The sequence below is a fragment of the Cupriavidus taiwanensis genome (assembly GCF_900250115.1).
Taxonomy (GTDB): domain Bacteria; phylum Pseudomonadota; class Gammaproteobacteria; order Burkholderiales; family Burkholderiaceae; genus Cupriavidus; species Cupriavidus taiwanensis_B.
In genome coordinates this window covers 3169550-3184507 of record NZ_LT984803.1, presented here as the reverse complement: position 1 = coordinate 3184507, position 14958 = coordinate 3169550, and the positions used below count along the sequence as shown (strand labels likewise).

Here is a 14958-nt window from a genome sequence, read left to right as displayed (position 1 = left end):
AGCGTTTGCCGTAGTGAATGGCGAAAGCCCCGCACGTTGGACACCACGGCTGCGTGCACACTTCACCGCATCGAAGACAACGCCGGATGCACGCACGATGCCGCTGCCAACAGACCTGCCGAGGTACCGCTGATGAGGCTCACGCAACGCACCTGTTGCCGCGCCAAGGCTGAAGTGCAACAGCCTGGCTACGACCGCAGCCGCTTGTCGCGCGGCGTGCTGCATCTGGGCCTCGGCGCATTCCATCGCGCACACCAGGCGCTGTACACCGAGGCCGCGATCCGCGCCGGGGACAGCCGCTGGGGCATTGTCGGCGTCAGCCTGCGCGAGCCCCGCACACCCCGCACCCTGGCGGCGCAGGACTTCCTGTATTCGGTGACCGAGCGCGAAGGCGCGGCGGCTACGACGCGCATCGTCGGTGCCGTGGTGCAGGCGTGGTATGCCCCGCATGCGCTGGAGGAGGTGCTCGGCGCGCTGGCTGATCCCGGCATCGCCGTGGTGACCTGCACCGTGACAGAAAAGGGCTACTGCCAGCATCCGTCCAGCACCGACCTGGATACGGACCAGGTCGATATCCGACACGACCTGGCCCATCCCGATACGCCCCGGAGCACGCTCGGCGTACTGGCTGCCGGACTGCGCCGTCGGCCCGCCGGGGCGCCGCTGAGCATCGTCTGCTGCGACAACATGCCAGCCAATGGCGACACGCTGCGCAAGCTGCTGGCGCAGTACGCCGCGCTGACACACCCGGCGCTGGCCCGCCGCGTGCGCGACGAGTTGGCGTTCCCCAACACCATGGTCGACCGCATCGTCCCCGCTGCCACCCCAGCATCGCGGCGTGACGCGCAGCACCGCCTGGGTTTGCGCGACGAGGCTGCGATCGTCTGCGAAGCCTTCACGCAGTGGGTGATCGAGGACCGCTTTGCCGGACCCCGCCCGGCATGGGAAGCGGGCGGCGCGCTGATGACCGGCGATGTCCGGCCGTACCAGGCGATGAAGTTGCGGCTGCTCAACGGCACGCATTCCGCCATCGCCTATGCCGGGCGACTGTGCGGACTGCAGACCGTTGCCGAGGCCATGGACGATGCGCTGGTCGGCGCCTTCGCGCGCGGCGTGATGGCGGACCTGCGCGCCAGTGTGCAAGCACCGCCAGGGTATGACGTGGCCGCGTACAGCGAGGCCTTGCTGCAGCGCTTGCGCAATGCCGCGCTCGATCATCGGACCGCGCAGATTGCAGCCGACGGCACGCAGAAAGTGCCGGTGCGATGGCTGCCCGCCTTGCGCGCCAGCGCCGGCACCGAGCGGCCGTGGCTGGAACGCGCGCTGGCCGTCTGGCTGCATTGTCTGCGCAGCGCACGCAGCGACAGCGGCGAGCCGCTCGCGTTCGACGACCCGGGTGCGCCAGCGCTGGCAGCGTGCCTGCGCGGCGCGCCCAGCGATGCCGACGCCGTCAGCAGGGTACTCGCGCACACGCCGGTCTTTGGCAGCGAGCCGTGGCCGGCGGCACTGGCGGACCGCCTGGCCTTTCATCTGTCGGTGCTGCGCATCGGCGGCGCCGCCGCACTGCTGTCGTCCTGAACCATCCCTACCCGACAACAAGGAGACCACCGCACCATGGCCGTTCTGTTAACCCGCCGCCGCTTCGGCGCGCTTGCCGCCGGCACACTGGCAATGACACTGCCGGCAGCACATGTGCTGGCGCAGGCCGCCCCCATCCGCCTCAAGTACGGCACCGCTTTTCCCGCCGACCATCCGGGCACGTTGCGCATCCAGCAGGCGGCGCAGGCCATCCGCCAGGACACCGGCGGCAAGGTCGACCTGCAGGTCTATCCCAACAGCCAGCTAGGCAGCGAGCCCGACATGATCGCGCAGGTGCGGACCGGTGCGATGGATTTCATGTCCACGGCCGGCACCAACCTGCAGACCCTGGTGCCGACCGCCGGCATCAACGGCGTGGCCTTTGCCTTCAAGGACTACGCCACGGTCTGGGCCGCGATGGACGGCGACGTCGGCGCCTATGTGCGTGCCGCCCTGGGCAAGGTGAACCTGCATGTCTTCGATAAATGCCTGGACAACGGCTATCGCAACATCACCTCGGCAAGCCGGCCGATCAACACGCCCGCTGACCTGAAGGGATTCAAGGTGCGCGTGCCCGGCATCCCGCTGTGGATCTCGATGTTCAAGGCACTGGGCGCGTCGCCCACGGCGATCCCGTTCGGCGAACTCTATTCCGCGCTGCAGACCCGCGTCGTCGACGGCCAGGAAAACCCGCTCGCGCTGATCCGCAGCGCCAAGCTGTATGAAGTGCAGAAGTTCTGCGCGCTCACCGGACACACCTGGGATGGCCACTTCATCTTTGGCAACGCCAGGAAATTCCTGGCGCTGCCGGCGGAAGTGCAGGCCGCCATCACGACCCACTTCACCGCGGCGGCGCTGAAGCAGCGCGAGGACATCGCGCGCCTGAATACCGATGCACAGGCCGAGTTGAGCCGCCTCGGCATCGTCTTCAACCGGCCCGATCCCGCGCCATTCCGTGCCTTGCTGCAAGGCGCCGGCTTCTATGCCGAATGGAAGAAGAAGTACGGCGATGAAGCGTGGTCCCGGCTGGAGAAATACGCGGGCCGCCTCGCATGACGGCTGGCGCGAACGATAAAGACGGAGAGGAGACATCGATGGAGCACACCGCTGAAGCCATTGCGCCAGCGCCGTTGGCGCCGTCAGCCGTCGCGGCGTGCTGGCGCCGCGTGCTGGCCTGCGTGGTAGAGGTGCCGGCCGCGCTGATCGTGCTGGCAGAGATCCTGTTGCTGGGTGGCGGTGCGTTCGCGCGCTACGCCCTGCACCAGCCGGTGCCCTGGACGGATGAACTGGCCAGCATCCTGTTCCTGTGGCTGGCGATGCTTGGCGCCATCATCGCGCTGGACCGCGGCAGCCACATGCAACTGACCACCTTTATCAAGGGCTTGTCGCCGGCCCGGCGCGGCTGGATCGACGCGCTCGGCATGTGGCTGGTAGTGGCGTTCCTGTTGCTGTTGCTGCGGCCGGCGTGGGAGCATCTGAGCGAGCACCTCGAGGTGTCGACGCCGACGCTGGAGATCAGTGAAGGCTACCGCGCCGCCGCGGTGCTGGCCGGCATCGTGCTGATGCTGGTGGCGGCAATCCTGCGCCTGCTCGCGGCGCACTGGAGGCCGGTGGTTGCGACCGGCCTGATGGTGGCATCGTGCGGCGGCCTGATGTGGTTGCTGTCGCCCACCCTGATGACGTTGGGCAATGTCAACCTGGTGATCTTCTTCCTGCTGATGCTGGTCGCATGCGTCGCCATCGGCGTACCGATCGCCTTCGCGTTCGGCCTGGCCACGCTGTGCTACCTGTCGCTGTCCACGGCCACGCCGCTATCCATCATCCCGAACCGCATGCAGGAAGGCATGTCGCACCTGATCCTGCTGGCAGTGCCGCTCTTTGTCTTCCTGGGCGCGCTGATCGAGATGACCGGCCTGGCGCGCGCGATGATCCACTTCCTGGTCAGCCTGATCGGCCATCTGCGTGGCGGCTTGCAGTATGTGCTGCTGGGCGCGATGTACATCGTTTCCGGCATCTCGGGCGCCAAGGCCGCCGACATGGCCGCAGTGGCGCCAAGCCTGTTTCCCGAAATGAAGCGGCGCGGCGCGAAGGATGGCGACCTGATCGGGCTGCTGTCGGCCTCGGGCGCGATGTCCGAGACCATCCCGCCCAGCATCGTGCTGATCACGGTGGGATCGGTGACCGGCGTGTCGATCACCTCGCTGTTCATCGGTGGCCTGATGCCCGCGGCAGTAGGGTTGGTGATGATGTCGCTGGTGGTCTGGTTCCAGACCCGCAAGGAAGACATGAGCGGCGTCCCCAGGCTTTCGCCCCAGGCCATCGTGAAGGCCCTGCTGGTTGCGCTGCCGGCGCTGGCACTGCCGGTGATCATCCGCACCGCGGTGGTGGAGGGCGTGGCTACCGCGACCGAGGTGTCTACCATCGGCATCTTCTATGCGGTGGTGGCAGGCATTCTGGTGTATCGCCGCTTCGAGTGGCGTCGCGTCTATCCGATGCTGCTGGATACCGCCGCGCTGTCCGGCGCCATCCTGCTGATCGTCGGCTGTGCCACCGCCATGGCGTGGGCACTGACGCAATCCGGCTTTGCGCAGGACCTGGTAAGCATCCTGTCGGCGGTCCCCGGCGGCAAGATTGGCTTCCTGCTGGTATCGGCATTGGCGTTCGTCATTCTCGGCAGCCTGCTGGAAGGAATCCCCGCCATCGTGCTGTTCGGCCCGTTGCTGTTTCCGATTGCGAAGCTGGTGGGCGTGCATGAGGTGCACTACGCCATGGTGGTGATCTTTGCGATGGGGCTGGGGTTGTTCGCGCCGCCTTTCGGCGTGGGCTTTTATGCGGCCTGCGCGATCGGGCGGGTGTCGCCCGACGTGGCGATGCCGCGGGTGTGGCCACACATGGCGGCGCTGTTTGTCGCGCTGGTGTTGTTGACGCTGGTGCCTTGGTTTTCGATCGGGTTTTTGTGAGGCCGGCGCGAAGTAGTTCGGTTGAAGGTCCGCGGCGCGACGCAAGAGGAGGGCGGCGGGGCGGGGCGACGGCGGGAAACCGCTGTCACAACCATTGCCGGCATCCTGCCCGAGCCTCGCATGCCAGCAAATCGCCGAAATCTTAAGAGCGGATTCGAAGCGAAAACTCGTCGCGTTGAAGTGACAAGAGTCCCGGGATATTTGATCGAGATAAATATCGCGCTTCGAATCCAGATCCCGCCGTTGATTTCCCTGGGATGCAGGAGCACAAATAGCCTATTGCTATGCGCAAGGTCGCCATAGCGCGTCTGTACAACAAGGCGGTCTGACGCATTGGCAGATGGATCCTGCACGCTTCCACCAACAGCTCTTTTCCTCTACCCATCGCCTGTACGCCCTGGAAGGTGCAGGCGCGGCCGGCGAACTGGCCGTCGAAGCCTGAATCGGCCGCGAAGGCATCTCGACGCTGTTCGAATGGCGCATCGTTGCGGTCAGCGCTGACGTTGATATCGCGCTCGACAGCCTGCTCGGCCAGCGCGTCACGCTGATCACCACGCTTGCCGGCGGCGGACAATCCCGCCGCACCGGCCTGGTTCGCCAGGCCGAGAAGTTCGGCGCCGACGGCAGCCTCGCGCGCTACCGACTGACCGTGGTGCCGTGGCTATGGCTGACCACGCAGCAACGCCACAATCAGGTGTTCCAGAACCGCCGCCTGGACAGCATCATCGACGCCATCCTGCAGGGTTATGCGCCCTATGCGCACTGGTGCTATGCCGCCGGCGCCGAGGCCCGCATCGCGGCAATCGGCGAGCGTGCCTACGTCGCACAATTCCGCGAGACCGACCACCAGTTCCTGTCGCGCCTGCTGGCCGAGGCCGGGCTGGGCTACACCGTGGTGGAAGACGACGAAGCGCTCTTCGGGCATGCCGTGGTGATCTTTGCCGACAGTGCGCAATTGCCGGAGGATACCGAATCTGCGGCTGGCGGCGGCATCCGCTACCACCGCGCGCATAGCCAGGAATCGGCTGACGCCATCCAGCAGTTGATCTGTGAAACGCGTGCCGCGGTCGGTGGCGTGGCAGTGGGGGCTTGGGATCCCGAGGCCAAACGCACCCTCCGCGGCCATGCGCCGGGACGCTTCGAGGTGTTTTCGGGCCGCGCAGCCAGTCCCGATCCTTACCTGTCCGTCAGCCTGTCGCTGGCGCCGGACACGGCCAGCGCGCAGCGCGTCGCCGAGCAGGTGATGGAAGCGATCGAAGCCCGTGCGCTGGTGTTCACCGGCAGCGCTTCCGTGCGCACGCTGCGCAGCGGCACGCGACTGACCGTCACGGATTGCCCGCACCTGCCGCCACAGCAAGACGAGACAGCGGGGTATCCGCTGCTGCTCGATGCGGTGGAATACTGCGGCATCAACAACCTCGCCGTGGAAACGCGTGCCGCGCTCGCGGACCGGATCGGACCGCTGGAAGCGGCGTTGTGCTTCGAGACCCCGCCACCGGCGCCGGATACGGCAGCAATCACCGCCGGCTTGGTGAGCAGCTTCCTTGATGACGCAGCCGAGCGGCTGGTGCCAACCAAAGCCCTGCTGACGGCAGCACGGGAACACGGTGATGCGGCGCTTTTCCGAGCCTTCGATGCGCGGCGCCCATGGCGCACCCGCGTGCTTGAGGGCGATTGCCCGCGACTCTATAGCCACGCCTGCCCGCTTGGCGTCCATACCGCCATCGTGGTCGGCCCGGACGGCCAGACCCACCCGGACGGCAACGCCGAACACCACGCCAGCCCGCGCGGGCAGATCCGCGTGCGCTTCCCCTGGCAGCGCGGCGAACGCGACGACGACCGCAGCAGTCGCTGGGTACGCGTGGCGCAGCCAAGCCGGCGCTGGCATGGGCTGGCAATGGCTGCCGCGTATCGGCCAGGAAGTGCTGGTCAAGTTCGCGGACAACGATATCGACCAGCCCTTCGTTATCGGCGCGCTGTACAACGGCCAGGGCGAAGCCGGCATCGCGCCCACGCCCGGCGGCAAGTCGATGGCCGCGACCACGCTCTCCCAGCCCTATGACGCCAGCGGCCTCTATGCGATGGGGAGCGACAGCCAGCCGAGCGCACAGGGCAACCTCGCCGGCGGCAACAGCCCGGCGTGGCACGGCATGTGCGCCGACCCCGCCAGCCACCGCAACGACGCCGCGCTGACCGGCTTCAAGAGCCAGGAACACGGCGGTAAGGGCTACAACCAGCTGGTGTTCGACGACACCGACGAGCAACTGCGCACACTGCTGGCCACCACGGAACACGCCACCCAGCTAAACCTCGGCCACGTGATCCACCAGCAGGACAACCGCCGCGGCAGTTTCCGGGGGCAGGGGTTCGAGTTGCGGACCGATGGCTACGCCGCGGTGCGCGGCCAGGCCGGGCTGCTGCTGACGACCTATCGCGATGCCGTCACCGGCCGCGTGCTGCCGACTGGCGACAACGCTGCGGGCATCGCGCTGTTGCGGCAGGCGGGTGATCTGGTCAGGACGCTGAGCGATGTCGCGCGCACCCATCAAGGCCAGGCGCTGTCGACCGGCAAGGGCGATGAGCAACCACTGGCGAAGCAGGCCAGGGCCGCAGCCGGCATGGTCGATGGGCAATCGTTCGAAGCGGCCCAGGGTGATGCGGCCGGCGGCAGTACCAGCACGCCAGGCAAGGTGCCGCACGAAAGCGAGCCGATGGTCCACCTCAACGGCAGGGCTGGCATCGCGTTGGTGGCGGGACAGGACTTGCAGATTGCCAATGGGGAAAGCGTAGTGCTGGCCAGCGGGCAGGACAACAACGTCGCTGTCGCGGGGCAGGCGCGCATGCATGCCGGACAGGCGATCGGCATTGCGGCCGGGCTGTCCGCGCCCGGCGAGGGCAATGTCGGCCTGCAACTGACGGCGGGGCAAGACGACATCGATATCCAGGCGCAGCATGACTTGCTGAGGCTGGCGGCGCGGGAGGACCTGACCATTGTCTCCGCGAATATGAGTGTGGACTTTGCCGCGGCCAAGCGCATCCGCATTGCGACGGCTGGGGGGGCTGCCATCACGATCGAGGGCGGCAACATTACCTTTGAATGTCCGGGGCCGATTACCTATAAGGCGGCGCAGAGGAAGTTCGAGGGACCGGTGAACACTAATCGAGATCTTCCGCTGTTTCCTGATACGCGGCCTTCTGCCGACGACGACTATCCGTTCTCCATTTGACCGTGATGAGAGGGTGTCCAATGCTGATAAGTCCCCCTTTCCTGCCACCGCGAGCCGACAGCCAAACGGAAGAACAATGGCTGGAAGCGGCCATGGTCGGTAGTGAGGCAAATGATGGTGTTTATCCGGTGAGCCATAACCTCGAATGGCATGGGGGCATGCACTTAGTAGCGCCGGCTCGAGGAAACAGTCGGGAACCAGTTCGTGCGATTGCCGACGGGACTGTTGTTTACCGAAGGGGATCCAGCCAGGTGCCGAAGCCGCCCGCGCCAGGGGCGCCGTTAAGCTATGGAGGCAGGACAAGCGATGGCGTTGTCGTCATCCGACATGAAACCGAAATCGGTGCCTCGCGACAGGACGGCGTGCCGACTCGCGTCGTATTCTTTTCGGTGTATATGCATTTACATACGGTGCGTAACACTGTGCTCCAAGGCCGTCCTATTCGACGCAAGGACGAGTTAGGCCAGGCCGGATATATACGGGGACAGCCGAATCGGGTTCACCTGGAGATCCTTTGCGATGATACGAACCTCGGGCAGCTAATTGGGCGAAATTGCGACCACGTTTCATTGAGCAGTGATGGTCGCTCCGATGTAGTCTTCGGTGATCTGTATTTTTATCTTCCCGCCGGGACGGTGCTCCAACCGCAATGCCCGCCTCGGAATGTCTCTCTGTTACCGGCCGGCACGCCTCTTGGCGAGGAGTTATTTGTCGGCCTGCGTTACGCCAAGGGGGACGGCGGCCGCCACACAGGCGGACACGCGTATCTCACAACGTATCGTTCGACCGGCATCCCTTTGGGCGATGTCATTACCGAGCCGGACGCAGAATACGATCTATATCGTGACGCCAATGAAATCTGCAACGCATACGCCTCAAGCGCGCGGCCATGCCCAAGCGCGGTTTACGAGCTTCTCCGTTTCGGCCGGGTGTTAGGTGTCGATGCTCTGGTGCCTGCAGGTGTACCGCATTGGCGGCGGATCAGTACGCCCCACGGTACGGCCTGGGTCAATCTCAATGCTCCGGACGTTCGAAAGTTTAGCGATGCTGACTTCCCCCAATGGCGGGATGGTGTCTTATCGAGGATGCGCTTGACGGAGACTCTCGGTGCAACGCCCCTCTGATTCTGCAGGCTGTGGATGTAGGTCAAGACGGCATCGTTACTGCCGACGAAGCCCGCACAAGCCTTGCGTCTTCCAAGGTTCGAGGATTCCTGAGGCGGCTGCTTTGCAAATTTCCTACCGAATGGGACGACACTGCAATCGAGGCACGCTGGGGCTGGCTAAAGACACAAAGTCCCGCCAATCCGACGCCAAAAACGGAGAGCGAGTTCGGCAAATTTCAGGCTCATGTCGAAGCACTCGCTTTTTGGCGACAAGCCAATTTGCGAGTGCCGGTTTACGATGAGCAAGGCGCGCGGCTCACAGAGCAGGTTCTGGCTCCGAACCACTGGAGATTTGATCCGCGCGAGTTCATAAAAGCATATAGAAAATGTGGTTGGCTATGTGCGAACGAGCTTGGTCGAATCTACCCTGATAAAAAGTATCCAATCACTGCGTTGAAATTTGAGGGCAAAGGAAGAACGCCAGCATTAATCAGGGAGCGATACAGAAGGGAAATAAATCGTGTCATGCGTAAATACCTGATCATGACGCCAGTCCGGATGTGCCATTTCCTTGGGCAAGGGGCGATAGAGTCGCTGTTTTTGTGCCTTATGATAGAGGGGTCGGTGGATTTCTCGCGCAACCCTGCCCATGCCAGCTTTCAGTCGGAAGACGAAGGATTTTACATTCCAGTCAGCAAGAATGACTACCTATACTATCTCGAGGGCCGGCTTGGCAATGTTGCAGTCGGCGATGGTCCGAAATTCCGTGGGCGTGGCATGAAACAATTAACGGGTAGGGAGAATTACGCAAAATATTGGGTGTATCGAGGGTGGTTGAACCCCAACACATTTGCCAGCCGGTGGTGGAACCCCATTCGCCTGGACCGCGCGCCAAGCATTGATCACCCGCAGTTACTTTCGACTGATCCTTGGAATGCAATAGACGCAGGCGGTTGGTATTGGCTTGCCGGTGCTGCTACCAATCGCTTTGTCACGATCAACTCTACCATCACCATGGATGAGATCAATATGCAATCGGTTCGGGCGGTGGCTACAGCAATCAATGGGACCAACCGAAAAACTGGCGAGCCCAATCAATTGCGTGAGCGACTTAATGAGTCCGTCGCGATTGCCGAAGTTATACTGGATCGGGTCCAGGGGCTAAAATGATGACGTCTCGCGCAACGGCCAGCCTACTTGCCTTGCTTGCTTTTTTTTCGGTTACCGCATCAAGCGCTGGACAGCCGCTATCGCCCGAGCTGATTTCCAATATAAAGCCGCCGGCGGCATTTGCTTTCCGCCAAGCAAAAAAGCTAACGCGCCAATATCCAGGCACCACTTGCCTTGATTTCACTCTAACGAGGTCCAAGAGGAAATTCGGATACCTTTGCTCTACGCAGAGTGAGAAGTTTTTGCGAGATTTTGGTGTTTTTTCCGTCCCGCAAGTCACCTCAAATTGGGAATTTTCTCAACGCCGGGAAGTCAGCATAGCAAGCGGCATCTCCTCGTATCCGGCGGCGCGGCTTGAGCTAAAGTCGGGGGCAACGATATATGCAGCGGAGGTCGATTGTGATCTAAAGGGTGGCTCGGTTTATCGTCCCACCGGGACATGTCACGTTGCCGTCCGCTATCTTCGACATGGCGGGGTTCTTTATGGCAATTTTGTTCTTGAAGATCATGCTAGCAAAGCGAAAGTGGCAACGAAGGAAGAAATTATCGCCCTATGGGAGTCGCTGCCTAACATCGATTGATGCCTGCAGCCATGAATGCCGACTTCAACCGGATGGATCTCAATGTTTTGGAGACTTGCGGCTTCTTGCTGAAGGGGGCTGTGACGCATAGCCATTCCACGCAATTCACCCGGCCGATAGCCCGAGCCGACCCCCAAGCCCCCCTCAATCCACCAACCCCACCAACGCCTCCCGCGCCTCCCGCCTCAGCTTCTCCAGATCCAACCCCACCACCGCCCCATCGCGCACCACCTGCCGCCCCCGCACCAGCACATCCCTGACCGGAGTCGGCTCTCCAGCCGCGACCGGCGCCGTGCCGATGTCATGGAACCCATGGAAGCGCAGCCCACTGATGTCATAGATCGCCAGATCCGCCGACTGCCCGGGCGCAAGCGTGCCGATACCAGGCAGCCCAAGTACCTGCGCACCACCGGCAGTGCCCCAATGAATCACTTCCTCGACGCGCGTCTGGGCGGCACCGCCGAGCGCGCGGTGCACCAGCCAGGCGAAGTTGGCCTCATGCACCATGCTGCCCGATTCATTGGAGGCGACGCCGTCGACGCCGAGTGAAATCGGCACCCCCGCATCCGCCATGGCTCGCACCGGCGCGATGCCGCTGCCGAGACGCGCGTTGCTGACCGGGCAATGCGCCATGCCGGTGTTGGTCACGGCCAGCATGCGGATTTCTTCGGGATTCACCGTAACGAGGTGGGCGAACCAGACATCCGGGCCCAGCCAGTCGTGGTCGGCGGCGAACTGCACCGGTGTGCACTGGTATTTCTCCCGGCAGAACGTGACGTAGTTGCCGGTCTCGGACAGATGCGAATGCAGGCGCAGGTCCATGCCGCGGCCAAAGGCGGCGAGTTCGCGCAGCAGCGCCGGCGGCAGCGAAAAGGTCGGTGTCGTCGGGGCCACCACCACGCGCCGCAGGCCATCGGGGGCGGGATCGTGGTAGCGCGCTTTCAGCCGTTCGATATCGGCCAGCATTTCGTCCAGGGTTTCGGGCACCAGCGCGGTGGCGCGCATGCCGGGATGATCCGATGCCGACTGGATCGCGCCGCCGCGGCACAGCACCAGGCGCATGCCGAGCTCTTCGGCAACCTCGAACAGCACGTCGCCGGTTTCCGCGCCGTGGCCGTGGTGATACAGGTAGTGGTGATCGGCGCAGGTGGTGGTGCCGGACAGCAGCAGCTCCGCCATGCCCAGCCGCACCGCGGTGCGGAAGATCTCCGGGCTGAAGCGCGACAGGCGTGGATAGGCGACGGCCGCGAGCCATTGCTCGAGCCCGACGTTCATGCCGCTGGGCACGGCCTTCAGCAGGTTCTGGAACAGGTGGTGATGGGTATTGACCCAGCCGGGATAGACTACGCAGCCGCTGGCGTCGAGCACGGCTTCGCCGTCGTGGTATGGCAGGCCGGCGCCGATCTCGGCGATGCGGCCGTCACGGATGCGGATGTCCACGGCGCCCGCACGCGCGGCGGCGCCGGCGCGGCCGGTCATCACGGCGGCGGCGTTGCGGATCAGCAGGTCGCCGGCGGGCGCGGCGGTGGCGTTGGTGTTGTGCACCATGTTTTCAGACCCCTTGGACGTTGTCGGCACTGGCGGGCAGCTCGTCGGCTTCACGGGCTGGCAGGCCGTTGAGAATCAGGTTAAGGACCACGGAAACCACGCAGGCGATGATCACGCTGCTGTGGACGAAGGGCTGCAGGAAGCCGGGCAGCTTCTCGAGCATGCCGGGCAGCATCACCGGCATCATCGCGCAGCCCAGCGTGATGGAGACGATGGAGAGGTTGTTGGGGTTGCGCTCGTAGTCCACTTCGCCCAGCGTCTTGATGCCGGCGGCGACGACCACGCCGAACATCACCATGGTGGCGCCGCCCAGCGCCGCGGCCGGGATCGACGCGAACAACGCGCCGATCTTGGGCACCAGCGCCACCGCGCACAGCATCACCCCGCAGGTGGCGACCACCCAGCGGCTGCGCACGCCGGTGACGATCACCAGCCCCACGTTCTCCATGAAGGCGATGTACGGGAACGCCGCGAACATGCCGCCGATGGCGCTGGCCAGGCCGTTGGCGCGCAGGCCGCGGGTGGCGTCGCGCTCGGTCAGCGGCCGCTTCACGATGTCGCCGACGGCGATGAACAGGCCCATCGATTCCACCATCTGCACCACCATCACGATCACCATGGTGGTGATGGCGCCGATGTTGAAGGTCGGCATGCCGAACGCGAACGGCGTCACCAGGGTGAACCACGGCGCGCGCGTGACTTCATCGAAGCTGCCCATGCCCAGCATCCACGCCACCGCGCCCCCGACCAGCAGGCCGATCACCACCGACAGGTTGCGCACCAGCTCGCCGCCGTGCCGGTTGATCAGCAGGATCATTGCCACCACGCCGAAGGCAACCAGGAAAAAAATGGGCGCACCGAAATCCGGCGCGCCCCTTCCGCCTCCAAACCAGTGAAACGAAACCGGGAACAGCGACAGGCCCACCGCGGTGATGGTGCAGCCGCTCACCACCGGCGGGAAGAAGCGCTTGAGCTTGCCGATCACGGGCGCCAGCAACATCGCGATCACGCCCGCGGCGATGATGGCGCCGCAGACGCCGTTAAAACCCAGCGTGGGGTCTGTGCCGATGGCAATGACCGGGCCCACGGAGCTGAACGCCACGCCCTGCATCAGCGGCAGGCGCACGCCGAACTTCCAGAAGCCCACGGTCTGCAGCAGCGTGGCGATGCCGGAAGTAAACAGCGCGGTGCTGATCAGCATGGTGGTCTGGGCCGGCGTCATCTTGAGCGCGCCGGCCACGATCATCGGCACCGCGATGGCGCCGAGGTAACTGACCAGCATGTGCTGGAAGCCGAGCGACGCCATGGCGCGTGCCGGGAGGATCTGGTCGACGGGGTGAACCGCTGGTTGCATGATGTGGTCTCCTGCCGCGTACTGGGAAAAGTGCGCCATGCCGGCGGCGGCTGGCCCGGTCTGTGGTTGCCGGGCTCGGTCCGTCACGGTGCCATGCGCCGCGCATGGCGCGCGCATGCCTTGCACAGTAGTGATGCGCGGCATGCTGTCATAGCGTTATTGCGAAGGCCCTGACATCGGGCCGCAACGGGACCTGCAATATGCGTGCTTGAGGGGTCAGGGATTTCCCTTGGGTTGCGTGAGCAGGGTGGGAGCCATAGGATGGATGCGTATTGTTCGTGGCGCAGGCGCGTCGCGCACCGCGTGTTTGCTCCCCTCTCCCGCTTGAGGGAGAGGGGAGCGTGCACCGCGGCTGCTGGCATAGGTCATGCGTCTCGGCAGGCAAGCGTCTGTCTTCCCCCAACTTTCCGTTCCCATCACACATGTCACCCCCCGTCGGACGGTCTGCCGCAGCCTCCCGCTCGCCGTTCAGTCGTGGCGGGGACCTCGACCGCATCCAGTCGCTGTCCGGCCGCGTATTCGGCCCGACGCGGCTGCGCGCGGCGGAGGGCGATGCGGCGCTCGATGCGCGCATCGATACCAGCACCATCGGCCGGCTCACGCTGGTGACCATCGCCTACAACCAGGCGGTGCAGATCGAGCCGCAGCCGAACAAGGACGAGTTTGTGATCCAGACCGTGCTGGCCGGTACGTGCCGCGTGGAGACGCCGCGTGGCGCGATGCTGATGCCGCCGGGCGCGACCTTCGTGTTCTCGCCCACGGTGCCGACCACGCTGTCGCTCGATCCGGGCTGCGAGCGCTTCAGCGTGGTGATCCGGCGCCAGCTGATCGAAGAAGCGTTTCGGCAGCAGTTCAGCTTCGACGCGCCGGCGCCGATCGAATTCGACATGCAGCCGGTGGCGGACGATGGCCGTGCCGAGCGCTGGCAGGCGCTGGTCGGCTACCTTCGCGCGGAAACGCGGGTGCGGCGCGAAGGCAGCGGCGTGCCGGCGGTCGATGCCAGCATCGAGCGCATCGTGCTGTCGACGCTGCTGCTCGACCGCTTTGCCGCGGACGGCAATATGCTGCCGCGCCGGTTCGAGGCGGTGTTGCCGGACTACGTGCGCCACGCCATTGCCTACCTGCGCGCCCACCTCGACCAGCCGCTGACGCTGGAGCAGATCGCCGCGCATTGCGGGGTCTCGGCGCGCACGCTGCAGCTGGGTTTTCGCAAGAGCAAGAACACCACGCCGATGGAGTACCTGCGGCTGCTGCGCCTGCATGGCGCACGCGCCGACCTGCAGCGCGCGCGGCAGCAGCAGGGCATGGTCGGCGCGATCGCGCTGCGCCATGGCTTTACCCACCTGAGCCTGTTCTCGCGCGAGTACCGGCGCGAGTTCGGCGAGCTGCCGTCGCAGACCTTGCGCACGGCGGCGTCGCAGCGGGACTGACGGCA

At 64.8% G+C, this 14958-nt stretch carries 9 protein-coding genes and 1 pseudogene; 8 read left to right on the top strand and 2 right to left on the bottom strand.

Translation table 11 applies throughout. From position 1 onward, the window contains the following. Positions 1-132 precede the first annotated feature (132 nt). The 7 genes and pseudogenes from CBM2586_RS14825 to CBM2586_RS14795 all read left to right on the top strand — a co-directional run bounded on the left by CBM2586_RS14825 (position 133) and on the right by CBM2586_RS14795 (position 10621). Positions 133-1578, top strand: coding sequence for a mannitol dehydrogenase family protein (locus CBM2586_RS14825; RefSeq protein WP_115688235.1), 1446 nt, complete (start codon positions 133-135; stop codon positions 1576-1578). 36 nt (positions 1579-1614) lie between these two features. Further along, positions 1615-2634, top strand: coding sequence for a TRAP transporter substrate-binding protein (locus CBM2586_RS14820; protein WP_115661015.1), 1020 nt, complete (start codon positions 1615-1617; stop codon positions 2632-2634). Between the two features lie 38 nt (positions 2635-2672). After that, on the top strand, positions 2673-4538 hold the full coding sequence (locus tag CBM2586_RS14815; RefSeq protein ID WP_115661016.1) for a TRAP transporter large permease subunit: 1866 nt from the start codon (positions 2673-2675) through the stop codon (positions 4536-4538). A gap of 442 nt (positions 4539-4980) precedes the next feature. Continuing rightward, a pseudogene (locus CBM2586_RS14810) lies at positions 4981-7765 on the top strand (type VI secretion system Vgr family protein). Between the two features lie 20 nt (positions 7766-7785). Then, positions 7786-8889, top strand: a complete 1104-nt coding sequence (locus CBM2586_RS14805; protein ID WP_145987408.1) for a M23 family metallopeptidase — start codon at positions 7786-7788, stop codon at positions 8887-8889. Between the two features lie 11 nt (positions 8890-8900). Next, positions 8901-10040 (top strand): glycoside hydrolase family 19 protein, encoded by a 1140-nt coding sequence (locus tag CBM2586_RS14800; protein WP_145987407.1) that lies wholly within the window; start codon positions 8901-8903, stop codon positions 10038-10040. Next, positions 10037-10621: a hypothetical protein gene (locus CBM2586_RS14795; protein WP_145987406.1), complete on the top strand. Its 585-nt coding sequence runs from the start codon at positions 10037-10039 to the stop codon at positions 10619-10621. Before CBM2586_RS14800 ends, CBM2586_RS14795 begins: the two co-directional genes overlap by 4 nt. A gap of 144 nt (positions 10622-10765) precedes the next feature. Here CBM2586_RS14795 and CBM2586_RS14790 read toward each other — a convergent pair whose 3' ends face one another. Both CBM2586_RS14790 and CBM2586_RS14785 read right to left on the bottom strand, forming a co-directional pair. Continuing rightward, on the bottom strand, positions 10766-12169 hold the full coding sequence (locus CBM2586_RS14790) for an amidohydrolase family protein (RefSeq protein ID WP_115688233.1): 1404 nt from the start codon (positions 12167-12169) through the stop codon (positions 10766-10768). Between the two features lie 4 nt (positions 12170-12173). Continuing rightward, positions 12174-13523, bottom strand: coding sequence for a nucleobase:cation symporter-2 family protein (locus CBM2586_RS14785; protein WP_115688231.1), 1350 nt, complete (start codon positions 13521-13523; stop codon positions 12174-12176). A 422-nt stretch (positions 13524-13945) separates the two neighbouring features. Between CBM2586_RS14785 and CBM2586_RS14780 the strand changes: the two genes are divergently transcribed. Beyond that, positions 13946-14953: an AraC family transcriptional regulator gene (locus CBM2586_RS14780; protein ID WP_115688229.1), complete on the top strand. Its 1008-nt coding sequence runs from the start codon at positions 13946-13948 to the stop codon at positions 14951-14953. The last annotated feature ends 5 nt before the right edge of the window (positions 14954-14958 follow it).

What these genes read in the sequence shown, in the direction of transcription:
- CBM2586_RS14780 (WP_115688229.1), top strand. Translation starts at nt 13,946, where the DNA reads ATGTCACCCCCCGTCGGACGGTCTGCCGCAGCCTCCCGCTCGCCGTTC.
- CBM2586_RS14820 (WP_115661015.1), top strand. Translation starts at nt 1,615, where the DNA reads ATGGCCGTTCTGTTAACCCGCCGCCGCTTCGGCGCGCTTGCCGCCGGC.
- CBM2586_RS14805 (WP_145987408.1), top strand. Translation starts at nt 7,786, where the DNA reads ATGCTGATAAGTCCCCCTTTCCTGCCACCGCGAGCCGACAGCCAAACG.
- CBM2586_RS14785 (WP_115688231.1), bottom strand. Translation starts at nt 13,523, where the DNA reads ATGCAACCAGCGGTTCACCCCGTCGACCAGATCCTCCCGGCACGCGCC.
- CBM2586_RS14795 (WP_145987406.1), top strand. Translation starts at nt 10,037, where the DNA reads ATGATGACGTCTCGCGCAACGGCCAGCCTACTTGCCTTGCTTGCTTTT.
- CBM2586_RS14790 (WP_115688233.1), bottom strand. Translation starts at nt 12,169, where the DNA reads ATGGTGCACAACACCAACGCCACCGCCGCGCCCGCCGGCGACCTGCTG.
- CBM2586_RS14815 (WP_115661016.1), top strand. Translation starts at nt 2,673, where the DNA reads ATGGAGCACACCGCTGAAGCCATTGCGCCAGCGCCGTTGGCGCCGTCA.
- CBM2586_RS14825 (WP_115688235.1), top strand. Translation starts at nt 133, where the DNA reads ATGAGGCTCACGCAACGCACCTGTTGCCGCGCCAAGGCTGAAGTGCAA.